We start from the raw sequence: 25,384 nt of genomic DNA on the forward strand, positions 1-25,384 counted from the left end.
GGACATAACCAGCGGTGTATCTCCACCGTTGTTGAGGCATGGCCGAACTGCCGCGCAACAACCCCAAGAAGGCGATGCTCTCCGCGCTCGTGGCGGGCGCGCTGACCATCGGCTTCGCCGGCATGATGGCGAAGTCGTGCGGCGCGCCGGTCAAGCAGCAGGCGGAGGCGGCCAACCAGGCCCTCGAGATGGTCGACTCGCTGGCCTCGCGGCTGGTGCTGGGCCTGGACACGGATGCGACGCTGCAGTACGCGACGCCCTCCGGCGCCATCGTGACCGTCTCGCAGTCCTCGCCCCGGCGGGCGTACCGCAGCGGCGGCGTGACCTACATCTCCGGCCCCGACGGCACGTACCTGTGCACGACCGGGGCCGCCCCGTCGCCCGCCAAGGGCAAGAAGCCGCTCAGCGCGCCTGTGACGTGCCAGGAGGGGCCGGGGGCGGACACCATGTCCCCCACCGAGGCCAAGGCCATCAGCGCGGCGTTCGGGGGCGAGTTCCTGGCCCCCGAGGCGGCCCTGGGGCGCCTGGCCACCATCGCGCAGGGGCAGGCGGCCCGCGCCGGGGCCTCCAAGCGCGGCGACGCGCAGTGCGTGTCGGTCACCGCGACCGGCATCCGCACGGAGACGGCCTGCGTGAATCCGGGTGGGCTGCTGGCGTACTTCCAGGGCACGACCGACGCCGGGAAGACCACCGAGCTCGTGTTGCAGTACACCACCCCCAGCGTGAGCGAGGAGGCCTTCGTGCCGCCGAAGACGACCGCGGCCCCCAAGGCGTCGGCTGCGGCCAAAAAGTGACCTGACACGCGGGCGGGCATCCACGGCGCGAGGCGGCCGCGGTGGGACGGTGTCGGCATGGAGCTGCACTGCGACACCTGCGGCCAGGTGCGGATCTTCGAGAAGCCGGCCTGCGCCGACCACCCGCGCCCGTCCTGCCCGGACTGGGCCTGCACGGCCTGCGACGGCGCGATCGTGGTGGCCCCGGTGATCCTGCTCATGGATCGGCGGCCCCGCGTGCTGCTGCGCAAGGCGGCCTGAACTCCCGTTCAGCTCTCGGCGAGGACCGCTCGGCGCAGGAAGCCGCCGCGCCTCACATCGACGCGGAACAATCCCGGCCATGAAGCTCCGCCGCCTCACGGCTCGCCTGGGCACCCTGTCCCTCGCCGCGCTGCTCCTCGCCGCGGGTGTCGCCACCGACGCCCACGCCGCCGTGCCCGCCGACAAGCCGGCCGTCATGGCCTCCTGGACCCAGCCGAACGCCGGCAGCTACAGCGCCTGGAACACGGCCCGCCAGCACCAGTCCCAGTGGGCCGCCTACGGCTTCGACTGGACCACCGACTTCTGCTCGTCGAGCCCCGACCAGCCGCTGGGCTTCGACTTCCGGCTGCCGTGCCAGCGGCACGACTTCGGCTACCGCAACTACAAGGCCGTCGGGGCGTTCCCGGCGAACAAGAGCCGCGTCGACGACGCGTTCTCCTTCGACCTCAAGGCCAAGTGCGCCACGTACAACGCGTTCGTGCGCCCGGCCTGCACGAGCCTCGCGTGGACGTACTACCAGGCCGTGTCCGTCTTCGGCAGCGTGCGGCTGTCCGACGCGGCCCTGGACAAGGCCTCCGACCTGCTCGCCAAGGGTCAGCGCGCCCAGGCTCAGGCCCAGGCCCAGGCCCAGGCTCAGGCACAGGCCCAGGCCGCGGCCCGCGCGTGAACGACGGAGGGCCCCCGGTCACCCCGGGGGCCCTCGTCGCGTTGCTCGTGCCTAGTGCTCGGCGCCGCGGCGGGTGCCGGTGTAGTACTCGAACATCAGCCCGCAGGTCGCGACCAGCACCGAGATCAGCCCGACGGCCACGAGCCACCACTGGTCGAACGCCAGGCCGAGGCTCGCGATCATCGCCGAGAGGGCCAGGCCGAACGGCCAGTAGCTGCCCGGGCTGAAGAAGCCCAGGTCACCGGCGCCCTCGGCGATCTCCGCCTCCGGACGGTCCTCCGGACGCGGCGCGATACGCCGCGAGATGATCCACAGCGCGCCGCCGATCATGGTCAGCAGCAGGCCCGACAGGATCAGCGCCACGACGCCGATCCACTCCACGCCGTGGTGCCCGGACTGCTCGGGCGGGGCCGTGCTGGTCCACCAGCCGTAGAGCCCGGCCATCGCGAACACGAACAGGGCCAGCACGAAGAAGAGACGATTCTCCGCCTTCATCGCCGTTCGCCTCTCAGCTCGAGGACCGCTTGGTGCGGTCGGTGTCGAACGGGTGGGTCGTCGTCGCGTAGCCGTGGTTCGGGAAGCCCAGCGAGTCCAGCGCCTCGGGCGTGCTCTTGCCACCGGTCCGCAGCGCGAGGTACTGCGAGTACTGCTCCGGGCTCACGACGCGCAGCTCGAAGTTCATCATCGAGTGGTACGTGCCGCAGAGCTCGGCGCAGCGGCCGACGTAGGCGCCCTGGGAGTTGTCCTTGAGCCGGATCTCGAAGCGGTTCTCCACGCCCGGGATGACGTCGCGCTTGAACAGCACGTCCGGCACCCAGAACGAGTGGATGACGTCCCTCGAGACCTCCTTGAACTGCACGCTCTTGCCCGCCGGCAGCACCAGGACCGGGATGTAGTCGTCCGAGCCGACCGTCGTGATCGGCTTGCCGTCCGGGCCCTTGGAGTCCGTGTAGACGAACTGCCAGTTCCACTTCGAGGCGATGACCTCGACGTTGACGTCCGGGTTCTTGGACAGCCGGTCGACGTCGGTCTGGATGACCGCGGTGTAGAAGAACAACACGGCGATGACCACGAAGGGCGCCACCGAGTAGAGAATCTCCAGCGGCATGTTGTAGCGCGTCTGCGGGGGCAGCTCGTCGCCCCGCTTGCGGTACCGCACCACGCACCAGAAGATCAGGCCCCAGACGAACACGCCGACGGCGAGCGCCGCGACGACCGACCCGATCCACAGGTCGTACATCCGGTCACCCTGCACGGTGATGCCCTTGGGCCACCCGAAGCCGTGGAACGTGTCCTCGACGGAGCAACCGGCGAGCAGTGTCGTCGCCCCGATGGCCGAGACGGCGAGCCCGATGGCGCGCGCGGGGCTCAAACCTCTTGAGACCACCTGCTCCTGCCTCCTTAGCAGCGCCGGGAAAGCCCTCTTCAGGAGCTTCGCACGGCAAGCCTCACCAACGCTGGCGAGCGTACTCGACCATGTGCGGTCCGCCCGGCTTGGGGTGGCCGTGTCCGGGTCGGGATACCGTTGCACGGGTGGGCGTCTACTTGGACTCGGCGACCGCCGCTCCCCCGAATCCCGTTGCGCGGCAAGCATTTCTGGCCGCGATCGAGGACGGCTGGGCCGATCCCGGCCGCCTCTACACCCCGGCCCGGCGGGCCCGCCGGCTGCTCGACGCCGCCCGGGAGACCGCGGCCGGGGTGCTGGGGGTGCGCCCCGACGAGCTGCGGTTCACGGCGGGCGGGACGGACGCGATCCGGCGCGCGGTGGCGGGCGTGCGCCGCTCCCGGGGCCGGCGGCTGGTGGTGCACAGCGCGGTCGAGCACTCCGCGGTGATCAAGGCGGCCGGCGACGACGCGGTGTCCGTGCCCGTCTCCCGCACCGGCGTGGTCGACCTCGAATCGCTGCGAAACGCGGTTGTTTCCCCGGAAGTGGCCCTGGCGGCCGTCCAGAGCGCGAATCATGAGGTGGGGACGGTGCAGCCGGTCGCCGCGGCGGCGCAGCTGTGCGCCGAGGCCGGGGTGCCGCTGCTGGTCGACGCCGCGCAGTCGATCGGCCGGACGGCGCTGCCCACGGGCTGGTCGCTGCTGGCGGGCAGCGCCCGCAAGTGGGGCGGCCCGGCCGGGGTCGGCCTGCTGGCCGTGCGCAAGGGCACCCGGTGGGAGTCGCCCTGGGACGACGCGGAGGCGGACGTGCCCGCGGTGGTCGCGGCCGCGGCCTCGCTGCGGGCCGTCGCCGAGGCGGCCCAGGAGGAGTCGGTACGGCAACGAGCCCTCGTCGAGCAGATCCGCCGCACGGTCGCGGCGAGCGTGCCCGACGTGGAGGTCGTCGGCGAGCCGGACGAGCGGCTGCCGCACATCGTCACCTTCTCCTGCCTGTACGTCGACGGCGAGGTGCTGCTCACGGCGCTGGACCGGGCCGGGTTCGCGGTCTCGTCGGGCTCCGCGTGCACGTCGGACACCCTGCGGCCCTCGCACGTGCTGGCCGCGATGGGGGTGCTCACGCACGGCAACGTGCGCGTCTCGCTCCATAGTGGAGTGTCCGCCGAGGACGTCCGCGCGTTCCTGGCGGTGCTCCCCCGGGTGGTCGCCGAGGCTCGGGCGGAGGCCGGGCTGTGAGCGGTCCGGAGCGAAGCGGAGGTCGGGTGACGTTGGTCATCGATGCCTTGGGCAGGCGCTGCCCGCTCCCGGTGATCATGCTCGCGAAGGCCGCCGCGGGGCAGGAGCCGGGGACCGAGATCGCGGTGCTGGCCGACGACCCGGCGGCGGCGGCCGACATCCCCGCCTGGTGCCGGATGAAGGGCCACACGTTCGTGTCCACCGAGGGCGACCGGCACACGGTGCGCCTGTAGGCCTAGAGGCTGACCGCGACGCGGTCCCCCGCGACGACCAGCCACTCGTTGGAGCGGCCGGGCCGGGGCGGATCGGTGCGCGAACATCCCACGACACGTTCACGCGGACCTCATGCGGCGCACCGACCCCATCCGCTACCCCGCGTCACGGGATGATCACGCGCTACGCGGCCGGCGTGCCCGCGCGCAGGCGGCGGATGAACAGGTAGGCCTCGCAGCCCAGGCACAGCCCGAAGAAGCCGTTGAGGAACGCGGCGACCAGGGCGAACGCGGCGAAGACGATGCCGAGGACGGTCGCGCCGCCCAGGTAGCCGGCGACGGCGACCACGGTGAAGGCCAGCCCGACGGCCTGGGCGAAGCGGACGGGGGCCGGGTCCTCGCGCTCGGCCGGCGGGCCGAGCCGCGGGGCGACGAGGTGGCGGAAGAGCAGCGCGTACGGCGTCAGCCGCGGGTCGTAGGCGCCGATGGCGAAGATCACCGCCTGCGCGAGCGCCAGCCAGCCGGAGCCGGTGAGCAGGACGACCACGAAGACGACCGTGGTGATCACGGCGGCGAAGCGGGGGCCCCGGGGGTCGAGTCCGCCGGTCCCCGTGGCGTCACCTCCGCTCCTCTGCGGCGCGCTCATGCGGCCAGCACCTCCGTGACGGTCCGGCGCAGGTCGGCACGGTCGGGCACGCCGACGGTGCGGCGGGCGACGCGGCCGTGGCGGTCCACGACGAGCAGGGTCGGCAGCCGCCAGATGTCCAGCGACTTCACGGCGTCGAGGTGGGCGTCGGCATCGACCTCGACGTGCCGTACCGCGGCCAGGTCCTGAGCCAGGTCGGCGCAGACGGCCCGGACCTGCCGGCAGGGGGCGCAGGTGGCCGAGGTGAAGTGCAGCAGGGTGACACCGGGCGGGCCGCCGGCCGCATCGGCGTCGGGCAGCAGGCCGGGCGGCAGCTCGCCGCCGGAGGCACGGAGGCGACCGTAGCGGGCCCGGTAGACCAGGCCGGCCACGGTCGCCGCGGCGAGCACCGCCAGGACCACGTACGTCACGGCGGCAACGATACTCCGATCCCTACCTAATCGATAGGGATAGCAAGGTCACGCGGGGAGGAAGGGGCGGATCTCGTCGGCGGCGGCGTCGCCGTAGGTGTCCGCGATGCGCTTCGTGAACTCGTCGCGCTGGATCGTGTACTCCTGCGGGCCGACCGTCTCGAGGACCAGGGCCGCCACCATCGAGCCGACCTGGGCGGCGCGCTCGAGGCTCAGCCCCCACGACAGGGCGGCGAAGAAGCCGGAGCGCCAGCCGTCGCCGACGCCGGTCGGGTCGACGGTCTGCACGCCGCGGATCGCCGGCACCCGGACCTCCTCGTCCAGCGTGCGGCTGCGGATCACGGCGCCGTCCTTGCCGAGCGTCGTGATCAGGAAGCCGACCTTGTCCAGGAGCACGTCCGTGGTCAGGCCGGTCTTGCTCTCCAGGAGCTCCTTCTCGTACTCGTTCGTGAGCAGGTAGGCCGCCCCGTCGACGAGCTTGCGGATCTCCTCCCCCGGCATGATCGCGAGCTGCTGGGAGATGTCCGCGGCGAAGGCGATGCCCTGCTCACGGCACTCCTCGGTGTGCCGGATCATGCCCATCGGGTCGTTCGCGCCGATGATCACCAGGTCGAGGCCGCCGGAGCGGGCCGCGACCGGCCCGAGCTCGATGTTGCGGGCCTCGGACATCGCGCCCGCGTAGAAGGAGGCGATCTGGTTCATGTCGTCGTCGGTGGTGCACACGAACCGGGCGGTGTGCGCGACCTCACTGACCAGGATCGAGTCGCAGTCGACCCCGTGGCGGGTCAGCCAGCTGCGGTAGTCGGCGAAGTCGGCGCCGACCGCGCCCACCAGGATCGGGCGCAGGCCGAGCAGGCCCATGCCGAAGGCGATGTTGGCGGCGATCCCGCCCCGCCGCACCGTCAGGTCGTCGACGAGGAACGACAGCGACACCTTGTGCAACTGGTCGGCCAGGAGCTGCTCCGCGAAGCGGCCCGGGAAGTGCATCAGATGGTCGGTCGCGATCGAGCCGGTGACGGCGATCTTCATGGAGATCCTCGATGGGTCGGGCGGGTGAGAGCCCCGACAGCCTACCCGCAGACACGCGACGGCCGCCCGGGCGCTGCCCGTGGCGGCCGTTCAGAGGCGTGCAGCCGAGCGTCGGATCAGTGGAACGAGTCGCCGCAGGCGCAGGAGCCCTGGGCGTTGGGGTTGTCGATGGTGAAGCCCTGAGCGTCGATGCGGTCGGCGAAGTCGATCGTCGCGCCGGTCAGGTAGGGCACGCTCATGCGGTCGACGACGACCTCGAAGCCGTCGTAGGTGCTGACCTTGTCCCCGTCGAGCGAACGCTCGTCGAAGAAGAGCTGGTAGCGAAGGCCGGAGCAGCCACCGGGCTGCACCGCGACGCGCAGCCGCAGGTCGTCGCGGCCTTCCTGCTCGAGCAGGCCCTTCACCTTGATAGCGGCATCCGCGGTGAGGCCGATGCCGGCCGGGTTGTCCGTCTGAACGGGCTCGGCAAGCTGCGAAGCGGTCACGATCAAAGCTCCCTGCGGTGATGTCTACAGTTCCTCAGAGGTCAACGCCGCGGCCCCCGGGGACATTCCCCTCTCATACTGACACGGTTTCTGCTACCGGCTCCACTGGCCGACCCTCGCATCCTGCGGCTTCATCCTGGTCGTCGTCGCGCAGCAGCGGGCTACCGGCTCCACTGGCCGACCTCGCATCCTGCGGCTTCACCCTGGTCGCCGTGTCGCAACACTGAGCTACCGGCTCCACTGGCCACCTCCCACCCTGCGGCTTCGTCCTGGTCGCCGTGGCGCAGCAGAGGGCTACCGGCTCCACTGCCGGGCAAGACGTCGTCCGAGTTCACGCAGGCCGTCCCCGGGCCGCTCGAGGGCCGTCGCCACGCTGCCGAAGTGCTCGACCAGCGAGTGCGCCTCGGTGACCCCGATGGACGCGGCCTCCCGGCGGCCGGCGTCGACCCGCCCGGCGAGCACCACGCAGGGCACGCCCAGATCACGTGCGGCGCCGGCCACACCGGCCACGACCTTCCCGCGCAGCGACTGCTCGTCGAAGGAGCCCTCACCCGTCACGACCAGGGAGACGTTCTCCAGCTCGCCGTCGAGGCGGGTGAGGCGCCGCACGAGCCCGATGCCCGACTCGACCCGCCCGCCCAGGGCCAGGATCGCCGCACCGAGGCCGCCCGCCGCACCGGCGCCGGGAAGGTCCGCCAGGCCCTGCGGACAGGTGGCAAGCGTCTGCAGCACAGCGCTGAAGCGCTCCAGCGCCCCGTCCAGCACGAACACGTCTTGCCTGCTCGCGCCCTTCTGCGGGCCGTAGACCGCGCTCGCGCCGTGCAGCCCGAGCAGCGGGCTGTCGACGTCGGTGGCGGCCACGAGCCGCGCCTCGCGCAGCCGGGGCGGGCCGCTCAGCGCGGTGCACGCCGCCAGGGCCGCGCCGCCGTACGGCAGCGCATAGCCGGCCGCGTCGAGCGGGGCGGCCCCGAGGGCGGCGAGCAGGCCGGCCCCGGCGTCGTTGGTCGCGCTGCCGCCGAGGCCGATCACGACCTCGCGGGCGCCCGCCTCGACCGCGGCGAGCACGAGCGGGCCGAGCCCGAAGCTCGTGGTGTGGGAGGGATCACGCTCGTCCTCGGCGAGCAGGTGCAGGCCGCAGGCCTCGGCGCTCTCGACGTACGCCACCTCGCCGTCGAGCAGCACGTGCCCCTCGACCGCCCGGCCGAGCGGGCCGGTGGTCGGCACCGCGAACCGCCTGGCCCCGGGCAACGCCGCGGCGAGGACCGCGCCGAAGCCCGGCCCGCCGTCCGACAGCGGCCGCAGGACCAGCTCGTCGCCGGGCCTTTCGGCGCGCCAACCGGCGGCGAAGGCCTCGGCGGCGTCGGGGGCCGAGATCGTGCCGGCGAACTTGTCCGGGCACACGAGCACGCGCATCCGGCCATTGTGCACGTCACAGTTGCCGGGGTGACGCAGCGTGGGACGATCGAAGGGTGACCTGGGCTGAACCATCGTCAACCGCCACCGCACTGCTGCTGCTGGGCCGCGGCACCGACCCCGACACCGAGAAGGGTGTCGAGTGCCCCGGCGATCTGCCCGCACCGAGCGACCCCGGCCTGGTCGAGCGCGCCCGCGCCGCCAAGGCCGCCCTCGGCGACCGCGTCTTCGTGCTCGGTCACCACTACCAGCGCGACGAGGTGATCCAGTTCGCCGACGTGACCGGCGACTCCTTCAAGCTCGCGCGCGAGGCCGCCGCCCGGCCCGACGCGGAGTACATCGTGTTCTGCGGCGTGCACTTCATGGCCGAGAGCGCCGACATCCTGACCTCGGACGCGCAGAAGGTCGTGCTGCCGGACCTGGCCGCGGGCTGCTCGATGGCCGACATGGCCGTCCTGTCGCAGGTCGAGCAGGCCTGGGAGCGGTTCGTGGACCTCGGCATCGCCGGTGACGTGGTGCCCGTCACGTACATGAACTCCTCGGCCGACATCAAGGGCTTCGTCGGGCGCAACGACGGCGTGGTCTGCACCTCCTCGAACGCCGAGACCGCCCTGCGCTGGTCGTTCGAGCAGGGCAGCAAGGTGTTCTTCCTGCCCGACCAGCACCTCGGGCGCAACACCGCGGTGCTGAAGATGGGCTTCGAGCTGGCCGACTGCGTGCTCTACGACCCGCACAAGCCCGGCGGCGGGCTCAGCGACGAGCAGCTGCGCGGGGCCAAGATGATCCTCTGGCGCGGGCACTGCTCGGTGCACGGGCGCTTCTCGCTCGACGCGGTGGAGGACGTGCGGGCCCGGGTGCCCGGCGTCAACGTGCTCGTGCACCCCGAGTGCCGGCACGAAGTGGTGAACGCGGCGGATTTCGTGGGCTCGACCGAGTACATCATCCGGATGATCGACGACGCTCCGGCCGGGTCGTCGTGGGCGGTCGGCACCGAGCTGAACCTGGTCCGGCGCCTGGCGCTGGCGCACCCGGACAAGCAGATCACGTTCCTGGAGCGCAACGTCTGCTACTGCTCGACGATGAACCGCATCGACCTGCCCCACCTGGTGTGGGCGCTCGAGGAGCTCGTCGCCGGCCGCGTGCCGAACCAGATCACCGTCGATCCCTCCACCGCCCACTTCGCGCGGGTGGCCCTCGATCGCATGCTGGCGCTGCCGTAGTGCTCATCTTTTGATCACTCTCTGTGGTGATCCGTGTCGGAGTCCCGTCTTCGTGCCACGCCTGACGTGCGGCCGACCTTTGCATGCAGTAGATGTGGTTATGCTGCGCGGGCGACGCGGTGCGCGTTCCCGCGCTTCCGTCACGCTGCGTGTCAGCGCCAAGCATCTTCGTTCCTGCCTGCAGGAGGGGTCCCGTGACCAACTACGACGCCGGTGACGTCCTCACCGTGCACGGCGGCACGCCGCTCAACGGCGAGCTCCGTGTGCGCGGCGCCAAGAACCTCGTCTCCAAGGCGATGGTCGCCGCACTGCTCGGTGAGACCCCGAGCCGGCTGTACGACGTCCCCGCGATCCGCGACGTCGAGGTGGTCACGGGCCTGCTCGAGCTGCACGGCGTGAAGGTCACGCGGGGCGCGCTCGACGGCGAGTTCGTCTTCGACACCTCCGACGTCGAGTCGGCCAACGTCGACGAGATCAACGTGCACGCCGGCTCGAGCCGCATCCCGATCCTGTTCTGCGGCCCGCTGCTGCACCGCCTCGGCCACGCCTTCATCCCCGACCTCGGCGGCTGCAACATCGGCGGCCGCCCCATCGACTTCCACATCCAGGCGCTGCGCGAGTTCGGCGCGGTCGTCGACAAGTCCGAGAAGGGCATGGACATCACCGCGCCCGACGGGCTGCACGGCGCGAAGCTGCACCTGCCCTACCCGTCGGTCGGCGCCACCGAGCAGATCCTGCTCACCGCGGTGCGCGCCGAGGGCGTCACCGAGCTGCGCAACGCGGCCGTCGAGCCGGAGATCATCGACCTCATCTGCGTGCTGCAGAAGATGGGCGCGATCATCAAGGTGCACACCGACCGGGTCATCGAGATCCAGGGCGTGCCGCGCCTGACCGGCTACAGCCACCGGCCGATCCCCGACCGCATCGAGGCCGCCAGCTGGGGCGCGGCCGCCCTGGCCACCCGGGGCGACGTGTTCGTCAAGGGTGCGCGGCAGTCCGATATGATGACGTTCCTGAATCTGTACACCTCCGTCGGCGGCGCGTTCGAGATCGACGACACGCCCGGCGAGGGCGGCATCCGCTTCTGGCACCCGGGCGGCGAGCTCAAGGCCGTGGCCATGGAGACCGACGTCCACCCCGGGTTCATGACGGACTGGCAGCAGCCCATGGTCGTGGCGCTGACCCAGGCCCGCGGGCTGTCGATCGTGCACGAGACCGTGTACGAGCGGCGCCTCGGCTACACCGCCGCCCTCAACCAGATGGGGGCGACGATCCAGACGTACCGCGAGTGCCTGGGTGGCACCCCGTGCCGCTTCGGCCGGCGCAACTTCATGCACTCGGCGGTCATCGCCGGGCCGTCCAAGCTGCACGCGGCCGACCTGGTGATTCCCGACCTGCGTGCCGGGTTCAGCCACCTGATCGCGGCGCTGGCGGCCGAGGGGACCTCCCGGGTGTACGGCGTGAAGCTCATCCAGCGCGGCTACGAGGACTTCGAGGGCAAGCTGAACGCGCTCGGGGCGCACGTCGAGCTCGGCTGAGCCTGTCCTTCCTCCTCTTCCGGTCCTCCTCGTCCTGGTCCTCCTCGCTGTTGGCTCTGCGCCGCCGTCCGGGCTCGATCCGGACGGCGGCGTCGTGTCGTCGCTCGTTGCGGACGCGGCGACGTGTTGTCGCTCGTTGCGGACGGCGGCGACGTGTTGTCGCTCGTTGCGGACGGCGGCGTCGTGTCGTCGCTCGTTGCGGACGGCGGCGCCGTGTCATCGCTGAGGGATTTCGGCTGAGAGGAAGCCGACGGTGCTGATCTCCGGCGGCTTCGGCTACCCTTCGTGTCGTGCCGTCGCTGTTTCGTCGCAAGCCAGAAGAGCCCGCCGCCTCCGTCGTCGTGTCGGAGCCCGAGCCGGAGCTCGGCCCCAAGGGCCACACCCCGAGCAAGCGCGACCTCGGCCAGAAGACGCCCAAGCGCGTGATCGCGGGGCGCCGGCTGCCCGAGCCGCCCGCCGCCGACCGCAAGGAGGCGGCCAAGCGGCTGCGCGAGAAGCAGCGGCAGGAACGCCTCGAGGCGCGCGAGGGCATGGCCAACGGCGACGAGCGCTACCTGCTCAAGCGCGACAAGGGCCCCGTGCGCAAGCTCGTGCGTGACATCGTCGACTCGCGCCGCACGATCGGCACCTTCTTCTTCGGCACGACGTTCCTGGTCATGCTGGTCGGCTTCAACCGCAACCTGAACCAGAGCATCTACCTCGCGGCCAACGCGCTGTTCCTCGTGATGCTGCTGGCCACCGCGGTCGACGGCTTCATGATCTCGCGCACCGTGAAGAAGCTCGTCAAGCAGCGCTTCCCGGACACCGACGAGCGCCTGGGATCGCTCTACCTCTACGCGATCATGCGCTCGATCTCGTTCCGCTTCATCCGCAACCCGAAGCCGCAGGTCAAGATCGGCCAGACCATCTGACCCACCGCAGCTCGCGGACACGTTTCGGCGGCGACGGTGGCGGTGGGAGGGTGCGAGGCCGTACCCTCCCTTCGCGACCGGCCCACGATTTTCACCGGGTAGCGCGCGGCGGACGCCGACGCGTGCGGTGTGCCGGAGTGTGGCGAGGAGAGCGAAGCTGTGAGCGACGAGTACCCGGGGGAAGAGCCGGGAACCGCCGCGCCCACCTGGGCGGCCGTGCCGACGATGCCGTGGGGCCGGGTGCCGGAACAGCGCCGCGACGAGCCCGGCTCTCGCCGTCGCGGACCCCGCGAGCAGGCTCCCGACCAGGCCGGATACGGCTCCCAGGGTTACGACCAGCGCGCCTATGACGACCGGCATGGCCAGGACGCCCGCGACGGCTATGACGACCGGCCTGGCCGCGACGCCCGTGACCGTGCGTACGGCGGCCGCGGGTACGACGAGCGCCGAGACCGCGACGATTACCGCCGGCGCGAGGATGCCCCCCGGGCCTACGACGGTCGCGGGTTCGACGACCGCGGCTTTGACGACCGCGGCTATGCCGACCGGGGCGCTGCGGACCGGGGCTATGACGACCGGGGCGCTGCCGACCGGGGCGCTGCCGACCGCGGCTATGACGACCGGGATGGCCGCCAACGCGAGTATGACGACCGGCAGCATCCCCACGACCGCGATCCGCGCGACCTTGACGCCCGGGATGACTGGCACCGTGATCCGCGTGGCCGCGACGCGCGGGATGCCTGGGACCGGGATCCGCGTGACCGCGATGTCCTCGACCGGCCCGACCGCGACCCGGCCGGCCGCGGGGGCCGGGACCATGATGTGCGAGACCGTGATGTGCGGGATCGCGATCCGCGGGGCTATGACGGTCGCGCCCACCGAGGTTACGACCGGGAGCAGCGCGAATTCGACCGCGGACACGATTCCCGGGACTATGACGACCGCGAACGCCATGATCCGCGGGACTTTGACGAGCGGGACCGCCGTCAGGTGCGGGGCCGCGACGACCGGGGATACGACGACCGGGGATACGACGACCGGCGGGACGTCCGCGGCTATGAGCGCGGGGGCCGGGAGTTCGACCGTGATGCCCGGGATCGGGATGCGCGCGGGTACGACGAGCGGCATAGGCCCGCCGAGCAGGGTGGTTACCGAGAGTCGCGGGACGCTCGGGAGCCGGGGCGGGCTCCGGGGACGGCGTACGGGCGGCCCCGCAGCCGGGCGCTCGATGAGCCGACCGACGAGGTTCCGCGCGTGCGGCGGGATGCTCCCGGGCACCCCCGCAATCCGCAGGGTGGGCCGGCGGCGCCTGGGCGCTCCTCCGGCCGGGCCAGTGTCGGGGGCGAGCGTGGCGGGGTGTACGGGGCTCCGGCGGCCGACCGTGGGCAAGGCGTCTATGGCGCTCCTCGCAATGCACCGATCAGTGGGGCTCCGATCAGTGGGGCTCCCATCAGCGGAGCACCCGTCAGCGGCCTGCCCGTCGACGGTGAGCCGTTGAGCAACGCGCCGGTCAGCAGTGCGCCGATGCACGGTGCGAGGACGAGTGACGCGCCGATCAGCGGTGCGCCGCTGTATGGCGCGCCGGGCCGCGGCGGGGCGCCCCGTCATGCGCCGGTCAGTGGTGGGCCGTTGAGCAACGCCCCGGTGAGTAGTGGGCCGCTCTCCAACGCGCCGGTCAGCAGCGGGCCGACGCATGGCGCCGCGATGCGTGACGCGCCCGTGAGCGGTGGGCCGCTCTCCAACGCGCCGCTCTCCAACGCGCCGGTCAGCAGCGGGCCGCTCAGCAATGCTCCGGTCAGCAGCGGGCCGCTGAACAATGCTCCCGTCAGCAGCGTGCCGATCGACAGTGGGCCGTTCGACCGCGGACCGATTGACCGCGGACCGATTGACCGTGAACCGATTGACCGTGGACCGATTGACCGTGGGCCGACCGTCCTGTCAGGGCATTCCGCCGGTGTGCCGCAGACGAACTCGTTCTTCGGGCCCCCGGCGGCGCGGGACCAGGCAGCCGGGCCGGCGATGCGGGACGCGCCGGTCAGTGCCGCGCCCGTGAGCGGAGGGCCGTCGAGCGACGCGCCCGTCAGCAGTGCGCCGGTGCACGGCGCGAGGACGAGTGACGCGCCCATGAGCAGCACGCCGATGAGCGATGCGCCGGTGAGTGGTGGGCCGCTGACCAACGCGCCCGTCAGCAGTGCGCCGATGCACGGTGGGCGCTCGAGTGACGCGCCCGTTGAGCGTGGGCGGCCGGGGCCCCAGGACGGGCCCGGCAGTGGGGACTTGGGTGGTGCTGTGGGCTCGTCTGGCATTCGGGTGGAGTTCGTGGAAGTGGCCGACGCTCCCCCGCCCGCGGTTGCCTCCGGCACGTCCATGGGGACCTACCAGTCCGGGCGGGTCACCGGGGCCGGTGTCGACGGGCTGCAGGCCACCGGGTACCTGCCGATCGTGCGGCCCGGGGCCGAAGGGTTTCCGCCCGAGCTCGCGGCCATCGCGCCCACCTCGCCGCCCGGGCCTCGGGCCGAGGCCGCCGAGGAGCGGGGGCCCGACCCGGAGCAGGTGCTCGCGACCTTCGTGTGGAGGTTCGACCCCGACACGCTGCGGGAGCAGATCGAGGGCGACGAGGTGACGCAGCTCACCGACATTCGCGACCAGCTCACGGCCAAGCTCAACCGGGTCGAGGACAACCCGACGCGGGCGCGGCTGCTCAGTCTGCGCGCCGTCGTCTCGCGGATTCTCGGGGACCTGCCCAAGGCGTTCGCCGACGGCAAGCTCGCGCTCGCGCACGCCGAGGCGACCGGGGAGCTGCGGCGCATCGCGATCGCGCAGGCCCGGCTCGCGCACGTGCTGCAGTGGCGGGAGGAGTTCGAGGAGGCCGACCGGCTGTTCACGCTCGCGAACTCCTCGGAGCTGCCCGACCGGCTGCGGGCCACGATGCACCAGCACTCGGGTCGGTGCGCGTACGACCAGGGGCGGTACATGGAGGCCTGCAACCACTTCGAGCGGGCCCTCGACCTGCGCAAGGAGGAGGACCCGGAGCTCATCGCGCAGACCGAGCTCGCGCTCGACGCGGTGTTCCGGCGGGTCGCGGAGAAGGGCTGGGGACCGTATCCGCGCAGCCGCGAGGAGATCCTGCAGATCCGCCGCGCCCCCTCCCCCGCGTTCGACGAGCAGACCCAGCGGTGGGGGTACATCGAGCCCGACGGCAACTTCGTGATCGGCCCCGGGTACCTCGACGTGCAGCCGTTCCGCGACGGGGTGGCCTGGGTCCAGCGGCAGGGCGCGCAGACGTGGGAGCTCATCGACGACTCGGGCCGGGTGCTGATCGAGCCGGCGGCCGGGTACATCGGCGTCGGCAGCTTCTCCGACGGGGTCGCCTGGGTCTCCAGTGACGGTACGACCGGCTGGATCGCGATCGACAAGAACAACACGGTGCTGATCTCCACCGGCTTCGACGACGTGCGGCCGTTCCGGCGGGGCGTGGCCGCGGTGCGCCGCGGGCCCTATTGGGGGGCCGTGGACTCGGTCGGGCGGGTCGTGGTGCAGTTCCAGTACGACGGGTTCGCCACGGCGCTGCTCGACGGGCGCTACATCGACGGCTTCAGCGACGAGGGCCTCGCCGTCGTGTCGCTGGACGGGCGCAAGGGCGTCGTCGACCGCTCGGGCCGGGTGCTGGTGCCGCCCGTGCACCACACCATCATGATCCACCCGGTGGCGTTCCTGATCGCCGACGACTCGCAGCGCTGGGGCGCGCTCGACCGGCGCGGGCGGACCATCATCCAGGCCACGTTCGCCAGCCGGACCGGGGTGACCGACGAGATCGACCGGCTGCTCGCCGACACCCGGCCCGTCATGTAGCGACAACCCGGGGCATAGGGTCGGAGCATGGAGTTTCGACACCTCGGCCGTTCCGGGCTGCTCGTCAGCGAGATCTCGTACGGCAACTGGATCACTCACGGCTCGCAGGTCGAGGCCGAGCAGGCCACGGCCTGCGTGCACGCCGCCCTCGACCTCGGCATCACGACCTTCGACACCGCCGACGTCTACGCCGGCACCCGCGCCGAGGTGGTCCTGGGCGACGCACTCAAGGGCCAGGACCGCGACGGGCTGGAGATCTTCACCAAGGTCTTCTGGCGCACCGGGCAGGGGCGCAACGACAGCGGCCTGTCGCGCAAGCACATCATGAAGTCCATCGACGGGTCGCTGCGCCGGCTGCAGACCGACCACGTGGATCTGTACCAGGCGCACCGGTACGACTACCACACCCCGCTCGAGGAGACCATGGAGGCGTTCGCCGACGTGGTGCACTCCGGCAAGGCGCTCTACATCGGGGTGTCGGAGTGGCGGGCCGAGCAGATCCGCGAGGCGGCCGCGCTCGCCAAGCAGCTGCGCATCCAGCTGGTGTCCAACCAGCCGCAGTACTCGGCCGTCTACCGGGTCATCGAGGCCGAGGTCGTCCCGGCCTGCGAGGAGCTCGGCATCGGCCAGGTCGTCTTCTCGCCGCTGGCGCAGGGCGTGCTCACCGGCAAGTACAAGCCGGGTCAGCCGCCGCCGGCGGGCTCGCGGGCGACGGACGAGAAGTCGGGGGCCGCGTTCATCTCGCGCCTCATGCACGACGACGTGCTGCGCGCGGTCCAGCAGCTGCGGCCGCTGGCCGAGCAGGCCGGGCTGTCGATGGCCCAGCTCGGGGTGGCCTGGGTGCTGCAGAACCCCAACGTGTCGTCGGCGATCGTCGGCGCGACCCGGCCCGAGCAGCTGGAGGACAACGTCAAGGCGTCCGGGGTGAAGCTCGACGCCGAGCTGCTCAAGCGCATCGACGAGGCGCTGGAGCCGATCGTGCAGCGGGACCCCGCGCTGACGCAGAGCCCCGCCGAGCGACCGTAGCCGTCAGTAGCGGTTCCAGAAGCGGAACAGCGAGGCGCCCTGGGCGGCCTGGTAGGACGGGAGTCCTATCAGGTCGCCCAGCCAGTACACGAACTCGAAGAAGTAGTGGTTGATCTGCGGCGACCACAGCAGCGCGATCAGGATGAGCATGCCCCAGGGCGCCACGTGGTTGAAGCCGCGCTGCCACTGCGGGGACAGCCACGGGAAGATCAGGTTGCCGCCGTCGACGCCCGGCATCGGCACGAAGTTGAGCACGCTGGCGGTCAGCTGCAGCAGGGCCAGGAACGCCAGCCCCGCGAAGAACACCGGATGCTCGCCGGTGTCCAGGCCGAACGAGAACGGCAGCACCAGCAGGATCGCCAGCACCAGGTTCATGGCCGGGCCGGCGAAGCTGATCAGGCTGTCGACGAACCGGCTGCGGATGGCGCCGTGGTTGACCCAGACCGCGCCGCCGGGCAGGCCGATGCCGCCGAGGATCACGAAGACCAGCGGCAGCACGATCGACAGCAGCGGGTGGGAGTACTTCAGGGGGTTGAGCGTCAGGTAGCCGCGGTGCGCGATGTCGTGGTCGCCGCCCTTGAACGCGACCAGGGCGTGCGAGTACTCGTGCAGGCACAGCGAGACCGCCCAGCCCGCCGCGACGAAGAGGAACACGTTGAACTGCGCGTCGCCGAAGTCGGCCCAGGCCATCCAGCCGCTCACGGCCAGCAGCGCGATGAGGCCCAGGAAGATCGCACTGGGCCGGAACGCCTCCCGCGGCAGCCGGCCGACCCGGCTGCCGTAGTGCCCGTACGCCACCGTCAACCCCCGGCCGGCAGCAGGCTCATCCGATACTCCGTGCGGTCGTCCTCGGTGAGGATCGCCGTCGCCGCGCCCTTGGCCACCAGGTCACGCCAGGCCTGCCCGAGCCACGACTCCGCGTCGGACTGGCTGGAAAACGCCTCGTTGGGGCCATCGACGGGCCTGCGCTCAGCGTCTTCGAACTGCCACGTCCACGCCATGGTCACACTCCTGTCCCAGGTAGAAGACTTCGAGCGTATCGGCCGCGCGGCCCTGAGCCGAGTCCGGCCACCGGTGTCCCTCTAAAGTACGGGGCATGCGGTTGCTGGTGCTCGGAGGAATCCGGTCCGGGAAGTCGGAAGTGGCGGAGGCGCTCGTCGCCGGGGCCGGTGCGGTGCGCTATGTCGCGACCGCGCGGGAGCGCACGTCGGACGGCGGTTGGGCGGCTCGGATCGCCGCGCACCGGCAGCGCCGCCCGCAGTCCTGGGTCACCGAGGAGGTCGGCGACTCCCCCGACCGCCTGGCCGAGCTGCTGAGCGGGGCGAAGAGCGAGGACACGATCCTCGTCGACGATCTGGGCAACTGGCTCTCCGCGGTGTACGACACCGCCGGCGACTGGTCGGACCCGACGGCCGCCGACGAGCCGATCGCGGCGCTGGCCGGCGCGGTGCGCTCGTGCGGCGCCGGGCTGCTGGTGCTCGTGGGGCCCGAGGTCGGCCTCGGCGTGCTGCCGGCGACCGACGCCGGGCGGACCTTCGCCGACGCGAGCGGCCTGCTCAACCAGCGCGTGGCGGCCGCGTGCGACGGCGTCGCCCTGGTGGTGGCGGGCGAGGTCTCCTGGCTGCGCGGCGGCGAGCTCGTGCAGCACGCCGGGGCGCGCGAGACCCCGCAGCCGCAGGAGCCGGCGGCGAAGCCCGTGGAGCCGTTCGTCTTCGAATCGACCGGGGCCGGCTCGGTGCTGTCCACCGCCGACGGCGGCGACACGCTCTCGTTCTCCCCCGGCATGGAACTTCCGCTGCCGGACGAGTCGACCGCCCACGAGGCGGCCGAGCGGCTGCTCACGCTGCGGCTCAACGGCGCCGGCCTGGGCGGGCTGGTGCCCGTCGTGCGCTTCGCCGGCGGTGTGCAGGGCCGGCCCGACCCGCGCCCGTTCCAGCAGCCCCGGCTGCTCGTGCTGCGCGGCGACCGCACCGGCGGCTTCGCGGCCGGGGACTCCGCCGAGGCCGCCGACCGGCGCCTGGACGAGGTCGTGCAGGGCAACGGCACCCTGGCCATGCTCGCCGCCGGTGCGGGCGCGAGCGTCCAGGCCATCGACTGCCCGTCCGCGGGCCCGGCCGAGCTGCACGACGCGCTGGACGACACCGGCGTCGACGCGGCGCTGACCCTGGGCTGGCGGCTGGCCGACGCGGCCGCCAACGAGGGCGTCGACCTGCTGATCCTGGGCTCCTGCGGGGCCGGGGCGGACGCCGCCGCGGCCGCGATCGTGGCGGTGCTCACCGGCGCCGAGCCGGCCGCCCTGCTGGGCCGGGTCGTGGACTCCTCCGGCTTCGTCGACGACGCCGCCTGGATGCGCAAGATCGGGGCCATTCGCGACGCCCGGCATCGCATCCGTTCGCGCAGCCGCGAACCGCACGTGATGCTCTCGATGCTGGGCGGCGGCGACATCGCGGTCGCCACCGGTGTCGTGCTCGGGGCCGCCTCCCGCCGCCTGCCGCTGCTGGTCGACGGGCCGGTCGCGATCGCGGCCGCGCTGGTGGCCCGCGACTACGGCGCCCAGACGCGGCACTGGCTGATGATGCCCGACCACGGCGACAACCCGACCGTGAAGCTGGCCGCGGACGTGCTCGGCGCGGCGCCGTTCCTCGCGCTGCGGCTCGGCCTCGGCGAGGGCGCGACCGCGCTCGCGGCGCTGCCGCTGATCAACACGGCCCTGACGATCGCGGCCGCCACGCCCCTGCGCTCGGCCACGGCCGGGGACGAGGCCGGCAACGAGAGCGACGGGCTCAGCGAGCAGGAGCGCATCGAGTCGGAGATCCAGCGGGTGGTGGCGGACTCGCCGACGGCGGAGATGCCCTACGTGAAGCCGTCGTGGGAGGACTGAGGCTCGCCCTGAGCCTGTTCACGGTCGCGCCGGTGCGCGCGGACCGGGTCGACCGGCCGACCGCGCGGGTCGCGATGCTCCTGGCCCCGCTGGCCGGGGCGCTGCTCGGGCTGGTGCTGGCGCTGCTCGCGGGCGGGCTGGTGCGCCTCGGGGCGGCGCCGCTGCTCGGCGGGGCCGTGCTCGTCGCGCTGGGGTTGCTGCTCACCCGCGGGCTGCACGTCGACGGGCTGGCCGACACGGCCGACGGGCTCGGCTCCTACGCCGGGCCCGAGCGGGCTCTCGAGATCATGAAGAAGTCCGACATCGGGCCGTTCGGGGTGGCCGCCATCGCCGCCGTCCTGCTCGTGGACGCCGCCGCCGCCACCTCGCTGCTGGCCCGGCTGCCGTTCGCCGTCGTGCTCGCGTTCGCGGCGGGGCGCCTGGGCGCGACCGTGGCCTGCCGCCGGGGTCTGCCGGCCGCCCGGCCCGGCGGGCTCGGGGCGCTGGTGGCGCAGACGGTGCCGGCGTGGCTGCTGGGGCTGGTGATGCTCGTCACGGGCGGGCTCGGCGTGCTGGTCGACCCGTGGCGGGGGCCCGGGGCCGTGCTGGCCGCGGCCCTCGTCGCGTGGGCGCTCACCGCCCACGCCCGGCGGCGGCTGGGCGGCGTCACCGGGGACGTGATCGGGGCGGCCATCGAGCTGTCGACGGCCGCCGCGCTCGTCGTGCTGGCTACTTGACCGAGGACTTCACGAACGGGGGCTTCACCACCCGGACCGCGCAGCGGCGGCCGCGCACGTCCAGCGCCACCTCGTCGCCCTCGCCCACGCCCGACGCGGTGTCGATCAGCGCCAGGGCGATGCCGACCTTGCGGGTGGGCGAGAACGTGCCGCTGGTCACCTCGCCGACCTGGGTGCCGTCGGCGGCCAGCACCGCCATGTGCGCGCGCGGGATGCCGCGGTCGAGCGCCTCCAGGCCCCACAACACCCGGCGCGGGCCCGCGGCCTTCTCGGCCAGCAGCGCCTCGCGGCCCCAGAACGCCGGCTTGTTCCAGCCCACGGCCCAGCCCGAGCGCGCCTGCACCGGGGTGATGTCGAGGGAGAGGTCCTGGCCGTGCAGGGGGTAGCCCATCTCCGTGCGCAGCGTGTCGCGCGCCGCGAGGCCGCAGGGGCGGGCGCCGGCCGCGACGATCGCGTCCCACAGGGTGTGCGCGTCGTGGGACGGCACGACGAGCTCGTAGCCGTGCTCGCCGGTGTAGCCGGTGCGGCAGACCACCACGTCGGTGCCCTCGTAGGACGAGACCGTGAAGCTCATGTACTCGTGCTCCGTGGGCAGGCCGAGGCCGGCCAGCACCTCGGCCGAGCGCGGGCCCTGCACGGCGAGCACGGCGAAGATCTCGTGCTGCTCGACCACGCCGATGCCGGCCGGCGCCTGGGCGGTCAGGCGGCGGACCACCTCGGCGGTGTTGGCCGCGTTCGGGATGAGGAAGACGTCGTCGTCGCCGAACCGGTACGCGATGAGGTCGTCCACCACGCCCCCGGTCTCGTCCAGGCAGAGGGTGTACTGCGCCTGGCCCGCGCTGATGCGGTCGAGGTCGTTGCTGAGGCAGGCGTTGACGAACGCGGCCGCGCCGCGACCCCGCACCCGGGCCTTGCCCAGGTGGGACACGTCGAACACGCCCACGTCCTCGCGGACGGCCGCGTGCTCCTTGAGCACGCCGCCGTCGGCGTATTCGAGGGGCATCTCCCAGCCGCCGAACGCCGCGAACTTGGCACCGAGCGCCGCGTGGCGGTGATACAACGCGGGATGCCGCAAGGGTTGGGTCATGCCCGCAACCTATCGCGTTGGTTATCGTGTCCTGCACCCGATTCGGCGGCATGCTGAAGCTGCGGCAACCCCGCAGTGCACCGTCCGGCCACCGAAGCGCAGCGAACCATCAGCGATGTGGAGCACCAGTGACCTCCCTGACCCTGGTCGACACCGACCCAGCCACCCTTGTCGCCGACGCCGTCGTCATCGGTGTGTACGCCGATGACAGCCCCGACGCGAAGCTCGTGCTCGCGCCGGGCGCGCAGAGCATCGCGGCGGCGTTCAGCGACCGGCCGGGCGGCGGGCTCGCCGAGACCCTGCGGGTGCTCGGGGCGACCGGCGCGCTCGGCGAGGTGACCAAGCTCGCCGCGTTCGGCGCGGTGAGCGCCCCGCTCGTGGTGGCGGTCGGCCTGGGCGTCCCCACCGGCGGCGACGCGAGCCGGGCGCCCTCGGCCGAGTCGCTGCGCCGCGCGGCCGGGGCCGCGGCCCGGGCCCTGGCCGGATCGTCCTCGGCGGCCCTGGTGCTGCCGCTGGCCGACGACGGCGAGACGGGCGTCGCGGCGCTGAGCGCCGGGCTGCGGGCCGTGTCCGAGGGGGCGCTGCTGGGCGCGTACCGCTTCGCCGGCTACAAGTCCAAGCCCGCCGCCGGTCGCCGCGACCCGCTGCGCAAGGTGCTCGTGCACGTGCCGGACGCGGGTGCCCGGGCGGCCAAGGCCGCGCTCAAGCGCGCCGGGGTGCTCGGCGCCGCGGTGGCCCGCACCCGGGACTGGATCAACACGGCGCCGAACGAGCTGCGGCCCCCCGCCTTCGCCGAGCAGGTCGCGGCGGCGGCGCGCGAGGTGTCGCTGGAGGTGTCCGTACTGGACGAGAAGGCCCTGGCCAAACAGGGCTACGGCGGCATCCTGGCGGTCGGGCTCGGCTCGGCGGCCGCCCCGCGCCTGGTGCGCCTGGCCTACGAGCCGGCCGGGGCCACCCGGCGGGTCGCGCTCGTGGGCAAGGGCATCACGTTCGACACCGGCGGCGTGTCGATCAAGCCGAGCGCCGGCATGTGGGAGATGAAGTCGGACATGTCCGGCGCCGCCGCGGTGGTCGCCACCATGCTCGCGATCGCCCAGCTCAAGCCGAAGGTGGCGGTCGTGGCGTACGCGCCGATGGCCGAGAACATGGTCTCCGGCAGCGCGTACCGGCCCGGTGACGTCGTGAGGATGTACAGCGGCGCCCAGGTCGAGGTGCTCAACACCGACGCCGAGGGCCGCATGATCCTCGCCGACGCGATCGCCCGGGCCTGCGAGGACGACCCCGACTACCTGTTCGAGGTCTCGACCCTCACCGGCGGGCAGGTGATCGCGCTCGGCAAGCGCATCGCGGGCGTCATGGGCACGCCGGAGCTGTGCGAGCGGGTCCGCGACGCGGGCGCGCGGACCGGCGAGCCGGCCTGGCCGATGCCGCTGCCGGAGGACGTGCGCAAGGGCATGGACTCCGACGTGGCGGACATCTCACAGGTCAACGCCGGGATGGACCGCGCCGGGCACATGCTGCAGGGCGGCGTGTTCCTGTCCGAGTTCGTGACCGAGGGCGTGCAGTGGGCCCACATCGACATCGCCGGCCCGAGCTACCACGCCGGCGAGCCCTTCGGCTACTGGAGCAAGGGCGGCACCGGCGTCCCGGTCCGCACCCTGGTCGAGCTGGTGGAAGAGATCGCGGCCGAGTAGTGCGGCCGGTGCGGCCCGCCGTGGTGGCCGGCCGGTGTGGTCAGGCGTTCTTGTTGCGGGCGTTGTAGTCCCGCCAGCGCTGGGGGTATCCCACCAGCGCGATGTCGTAGACGGGCATGCTCAGGCGGTGCGCGAACTGGCGCGCCGCCTGCGGGCTCTCCATCCGCCGGCGGGTCCACTCGCCGTCGTGGGCGATGAGCAGCAGTGTCGTCTCCGTCACGGTCGTGCGCGGCTCGATGAAGCCCTCCACGCCCCGCCGGGAGCGGACGAACTCCTCCAGGTGAGCCAGGTCCTCGCGGCTGGCGGAGCGCCCTGCCGCTGCCGGCTTGCGTCGGCGGAACCAAGCCACGATCGCTCCTCTTCGTCGAGTCCGTGCACAGCTCGTGCACAGGGTACGACGTCACGACCGGTCCCCGGGACCCCGCGGAGCCGCCCCTTTGTCGCAGGCGAGCACGGCAAGTGACAAGATGGCCAAGGATCGTCATGCGAAGGGCGAACCCCCGATTCGCACCGTCACGAGCCGATGGCCCGTGCATCACCTGGGAGAATTCGTGAGCGACCCACACGCCAACTCCTTCGACGTCCTCGTCCTGGGCGGCGGCAGCGGCGGTTACGCGACCGCGTTCCGCGCGACCCAGCTCGGCCTGTCCGTCGCGCTGGTCGAGAAGGACAAGCTCGGCGGCACCTGCCTGCACCGCGGCTGCATCCCGACCAAGGCCCTGCTGCACGCGGGCGAGGTCGCCGACGCCGCCCGCGAGGCGGACCAGTTCGGCATCCAGGCCGTGTTCAACGGCGTCGACATGAAGGCCGTGAACGCCTACAAGGACGGCGTGGTCACCAAGCTGTACAAGGGGCTGCAGGGCCTGGCCAAGGCGCGCAAGGTGACGCTCATCGAGGGCGAGGGGCGCCTGGTCGCGCCGGACGCCGTCGAGGTCGCCGGCACGCGGTACACGGCGAAGAACATCGTGCTGGCCACCGGCTCCTACTCCAAGACCCTGCCCGGCCTCGTCGTGGACGGTGAGCGGGTCATCACCAGCGAGCACGCGCTCGGGCTGGACCACGTGCCGGCCTCCGCGATCATCCTCGGCGGCGGCGTCATCGGCTGCGAGTTCGCCAGCGCCTGGAAGTCCTTCGGCGTCGACGTCACGATCGTCGAGGCGCTCCCCCGGCTGCTCGCGGTCGAGGACGAGGCGAGCTCGAAGGCGCTCGAGCGGGCGTTCCGCAAGCGGGGCATCAAGTTCAAGGTGGGCAAGCCCTTCGAGGGCGTCGAGCGCACCGACGGCGGCGTGAAGGTGTCGATCCAGGGCGGCGACACGATCGAGGCCGAGCTGCTGCTCGTGGCCGTCGGGCGCGGGCCGACCACCGCCAACCTCGGCTACGAGGAGCAGGGCGTGAAGATGGAGCGCGGGTTCGTCATCACCGACGAGCGGCTGCGCACCTCCGTGCCGGGCATCTACGCCGTCGGCGACATCGTGCCGGGCGTCCAGCTCGCGCACCGCGGCTTCCAGCAGGGCATCTTCGTGGCCGAGGAGATCGCGGGCCAGCACCCGCAGGTCTTCGACGAGTCGGGCATCCCCCGGGTGACGTACTCCGAGCCCGAGGTCGCCTCCGTCGGGCTCAACGAGAGCAAGGCCCGCGAGCTGCACGGCGACGACAAGATCGAGACGCTGCAGTACGACCTCACCGGCAACGGCAAGAGCCAGATCCTGCGGACCGCCGGCTTCGTGAAGCTGATCCGGGTCAAGGACGGGCCCGTCGTCGGGGTCCACATGGTGGGCGCCCGGGTGAGCGAGCTCATCGGCGAGGCTCAGCTGATCTACAACTGGGAGGCGTTCCCCGGGGACGTCGCCCCGCTGGTGCACATGCACCCCACGCAGAACGAGGCTCTCGGCGAGGCGCACCTGGCGCTGGCCGGCAAGCCGCTGCACGTCCACTGATCAGGCATCC

26 protein-coding genes are annotated in these 25,384 nt (G+C 72.5%); 14 read left to right on the top strand and 12 right to left on the bottom strand.

Annotated elements, in window-relative coordinates; translation table 11 throughout:
* Positions 1 to 38: 38 nt before the first annotated feature.
* The 3 genes from ACQP2P_RS38220 (at position 39) to ACQP2P_RS38230 (ending at position 1,701) form a co-directional block, all read left to right on the top strand.
* Complete coding sequence (locus ACQP2P_RS38220) at positions 39 to 794, top strand: hypothetical protein (protein ID WP_433609402.1); 756 nt, start codon at positions 39 to 41, stop codon at positions 792 to 794.
* Between the two features lie 57 nt (positions 795 to 851).
* The gene (locus ACQP2P_RS38225; protein ID WP_433609404.1) at positions 852 to 1,034 is read left to right on the top strand and encodes a hypothetical protein; all 183 of its coding nucleotides are present in this window, start codon (positions 852 to 854) and stop codon (positions 1,032 to 1,034) included.
* Positions 1,035 to 1,113: 79 nt separating this feature from the next.
* A complete protein-coding gene (locus ACQP2P_RS38230; protein ID WP_433609406.1) occupies positions 1,114 to 1,701 on the top strand; it encodes a phospholipase in 588 nt (195 codons plus the stop codon).
* Between the two features lie 51 nt (positions 1,702 to 1,752).
* Here the strand turns inward: ACQP2P_RS38230 and ACQP2P_RS38235 are convergent, their stop codons facing one another.
* Together ACQP2P_RS38235 and ctaC are read right to left on the bottom strand one after the other, a co-directional pair.
* The gene (locus ACQP2P_RS38235; protein WP_433609408.1) at positions 1,753 to 2,196 is read right to left on the bottom strand and encodes a cytochrome c oxidase subunit 4; all 444 of its coding nucleotides are present in this window, start codon (positions 2,194 to 2,196) and stop codon (positions 1,753 to 1,755) included.
* Positions 2,197 to 2,209: 13 nt separating this feature from the next.
* The gene (gene ctaC / locus ACQP2P_RS38240; RefSeq protein ID WP_433609410.1) at positions 2,210 to 3,088 is read right to left on the bottom strand and encodes an aa3-type cytochrome oxidase subunit II; all 879 of its coding nucleotides are present in this window, start codon (positions 3,086 to 3,088) and stop codon (positions 2,210 to 2,212) included.
* A 146-nt stretch (positions 3,089 to 3,234) separates the two neighbouring features.
* On the opposite strand from ctaC, the gene ACQP2P_RS38245 reads away from it, so the two are divergent.
* Positions 3,235 to 4,317, top strand: coding sequence for a cysteine desulfurase family protein (locus tag ACQP2P_RS38245; protein WP_433609412.1), 1,083 nt, complete (start codon positions 3,235 to 3,237; stop codon positions 4,315 to 4,317).
* A 77-nt stretch (positions 4,318 to 4,394) separates the two neighbouring features.
* A complete protein-coding gene (locus ACQP2P_RS38250) occupies positions 4,395 to 4,550 on the top strand; it encodes a sulfurtransferase TusA family protein (RefSeq protein WP_433619436.1) in 156 nt (51 codons plus the stop codon).
* Positions 4,551 to 4,713: 163 nt separating this feature from the next.
* On the opposite strand, the gene ACQP2P_RS38255 is transcribed toward ACQP2P_RS38250, so the two are convergent.
* The 5 genes from ACQP2P_RS38255 to ACQP2P_RS38275 all read right to left on the bottom strand — a co-directional run bounded on the left by ACQP2P_RS38255 (position 4,714) and on the right by ACQP2P_RS38275 (position 8,512).
* Positions 4,714 to 5,175, bottom strand: coding sequence for a DUF4395 domain-containing protein (locus ACQP2P_RS38255; protein WP_433609414.1), 462 nt, complete (start codon positions 5,173 to 5,175; stop codon positions 4,714 to 4,716).
* A complete protein-coding gene (locus ACQP2P_RS38260; RefSeq protein WP_433609416.1) occupies positions 5,172 to 5,585 on the bottom strand; it encodes a TlpA family protein disulfide reductase in 414 nt (137 codons plus the stop codon). The genes ACQP2P_RS38255 and ACQP2P_RS38260 overlap by 4 nt, the downstream gene beginning before the upstream one ends.
* Before the next feature lie 48 nt (positions 5,586 to 5,633).
* Positions 5,634 to 6,614 carry a carbohydrate kinase family protein gene (locus tag ACQP2P_RS38265; protein ID WP_433609418.1) on the bottom strand — a complete coding sequence of 327 codons (981 nt, stop codon included), beginning with the start codon at positions 6,612 to 6,614 and terminating at the stop codon, positions 5,634 to 5,636.
* Between the two features lie 116 nt (positions 6,615 to 6,730).
* On the bottom strand, positions 6,731 to 7,099 hold the full coding sequence (locus tag ACQP2P_RS38270) for a HesB/IscA family protein (protein ID WP_223097228.1): 369 nt from the start codon (positions 7,097 to 7,099) through the stop codon (positions 6,731 to 6,733).
* 294 nt (positions 7,100 to 7,393) lie between these two features.
* The gene (locus ACQP2P_RS38275) at positions 7,394 to 8,512 is read right to left on the bottom strand and encodes a glycerate kinase family protein (RefSeq protein WP_433609420.1); all 1,119 of its coding nucleotides are present in this window, start codon (positions 8,510 to 8,512) and stop codon (positions 7,394 to 7,396) included.
* Between the two features lie 56 nt (positions 8,513 to 8,568).
* On the opposite strand from ACQP2P_RS38275, the gene nadA reads away from it, so the two are divergent.
* From nadA to ACQP2P_RS38290, 3 genes are all read left to right on the top strand, one after another.
* Positions 8,569 to 9,732 carry a quinolinate synthase NadA gene (gene nadA, locus ACQP2P_RS38280; protein WP_433609422.1) on the top strand — a complete coding sequence of 388 codons (1,164 nt, stop codon included), beginning with the start codon at positions 8,569 to 8,571 and terminating at the stop codon, positions 9,730 to 9,732.
* A gap of 194 nt (positions 9,733 to 9,926) precedes the next feature.
* A complete protein-coding gene (gene murA, locus ACQP2P_RS38285; RefSeq protein ID WP_350615016.1) occupies positions 9,927 to 11,270 on the top strand; it encodes a UDP-N-acetylglucosamine 1-carboxyvinyltransferase in 1,344 nt (447 codons plus the stop codon).
* 290 nt (positions 11,271 to 11,560) lie between these two features.
* A complete protein-coding gene (locus ACQP2P_RS38290; RefSeq protein ID WP_433609425.1) occupies positions 11,561 to 12,181 on the top strand; it encodes a DUF3043 domain-containing protein in 621 nt (206 codons plus the stop codon).
* Positions 12,182 to 13,785: 1,604 nt separating this feature from the next.
* Here the strand turns inward: ACQP2P_RS38290 and ACQP2P_RS38295 are convergent.
* Entirely contained in the window at positions 13,786 to 14,316 is a 531-nt protein-coding gene (locus ACQP2P_RS38295) for a hypothetical protein (protein ID WP_433609427.1), read from the bottom strand.
* Between the two features lie 184 nt (positions 14,317 to 14,500).
* On the opposite strand from ACQP2P_RS38295, the gene ACQP2P_RS38300 reads away from it, so the two are divergent.
* On the top strand, positions 14,501 to 16,033 hold the full coding sequence (locus ACQP2P_RS38300) for a WG repeat-containing protein (RefSeq protein ID WP_433609429.1): 1,533 nt from the start codon (positions 14,501 to 14,503) through the stop codon (positions 16,031 to 16,033).
* A gap of 27 nt (positions 16,034 to 16,060) precedes the next feature.
* On the top strand, positions 16,061 to 17,059 hold the full coding sequence (locus tag ACQP2P_RS38305; protein ID WP_433609431.1) for an aldo/keto reductase family protein: 999 nt from the start codon (positions 16,061 to 16,063) through the stop codon (positions 17,057 to 17,059).
* A gap of 3 nt (positions 17,060 to 17,062) precedes the next feature.
* Here ACQP2P_RS38305 and ACQP2P_RS38310 read toward each other — a convergent pair whose 3' ends face one another.
* Both ACQP2P_RS38310 and ACQP2P_RS38315 read right to left on the bottom strand, forming a co-directional pair.
* Positions 17,063 to 17,857 (bottom strand): site-2 protease family protein, encoded by a 795-nt coding sequence (locus ACQP2P_RS38310; protein ID WP_433609433.1) that lies wholly within the window; start codon positions 17,855 to 17,857, stop codon positions 17,063 to 17,065.
* A gap of 2 nt (positions 17,858 to 17,859) precedes the next feature.
* The gene (locus ACQP2P_RS38315; protein ID WP_433079284.1) at positions 17,860 to 18,060 is read right to left on the bottom strand and encodes a hypothetical protein; all 201 of its coding nucleotides are present in this window, start codon (positions 18,058 to 18,060) and stop codon (positions 17,860 to 17,862) included.
* A 95-nt stretch (positions 18,061 to 18,155) separates the two neighbouring features.
* Between ACQP2P_RS38315 and ACQP2P_RS38320 the strand changes: the two genes are divergently transcribed.
* Positions 18,156 to 19,940, top strand: a complete 1,785-nt coding sequence (locus ACQP2P_RS38320) for a bifunctional adenosylcobinamide kinase/adenosylcobinamide-phosphate guanylyltransferase (RefSeq protein ID WP_433609435.1) — start codon at positions 18,156 to 18,158, stop codon at positions 19,938 to 19,940.
* Entirely contained in the window at positions 19,928 to 20,656 is a 729-nt protein-coding gene (locus ACQP2P_RS38325; RefSeq protein ID WP_433609437.1) for an adenosylcobinamide-GDP ribazoletransferase, read from the top strand. Before ACQP2P_RS38320 ends, ACQP2P_RS38325 begins: the two co-directional genes overlap by 13 nt.
* On the opposite strand, the gene gcvT is transcribed toward ACQP2P_RS38325, so the two are convergent.
* Positions 20,649 to 21,743: a glycine cleavage system aminomethyltransferase GcvT gene (gcvT, locus tag ACQP2P_RS38330; RefSeq protein ID WP_433609439.1), complete on the bottom strand. Its 1,095-nt coding sequence runs from the start codon at positions 21,741 to 21,743 to the stop codon at positions 20,649 to 20,651. The genes ACQP2P_RS38325 and gcvT overlap by 8 nt on opposite strands.
* A 128-nt stretch (positions 21,744 to 21,871) precedes the next feature.
* On the opposite strand from gcvT, the gene ACQP2P_RS38335 reads away from it, so the two are divergent.
* The gene (locus ACQP2P_RS38335; RefSeq protein WP_433609441.1) at positions 21,872 to 23,437 is read left to right on the top strand and encodes a leucyl aminopeptidase; all 1,566 of its coding nucleotides are present in this window, start codon (positions 21,872 to 21,874) and stop codon (positions 23,435 to 23,437) included.
* Between the two features lie 40 nt (positions 23,438 to 23,477).
* Here the strand turns inward: ACQP2P_RS38335 and ACQP2P_RS38340 are convergent, their stop codons facing one another.
* Positions 23,478 to 23,786 (bottom strand): hypothetical protein, encoded by a 309-nt coding sequence (locus tag ACQP2P_RS38340; RefSeq protein ID WP_433609443.1) that lies wholly within the window; start codon positions 23,784 to 23,786, stop codon positions 23,478 to 23,480.
* 202 nt (positions 23,787 to 23,988) lie between these two features.
* Between ACQP2P_RS38340 and lpdA the strand changes: the two genes are divergently transcribed.
* The gene (gene lpdA / locus ACQP2P_RS38345) at positions 23,989 to 25,374 is read left to right on the top strand and encodes a dihydrolipoyl dehydrogenase (RefSeq protein ID WP_433609445.1); all 1,386 of its coding nucleotides are present in this window, start codon (positions 23,989 to 23,991) and stop codon (positions 25,372 to 25,374) included.
* The last annotated feature ends 10 nt before the right edge of the window (positions 25,375 to 25,384 follow it).

Source organism: Dactylosporangium sp. CA-139114 (assembly GCF_050955725.1).
In the GTDB taxonomy this organism is placed as follows: domain Bacteria; phylum Actinomycetota; class Actinomycetes; order Mycobacteriales; family Micromonosporaceae; genus Dactylosporangium.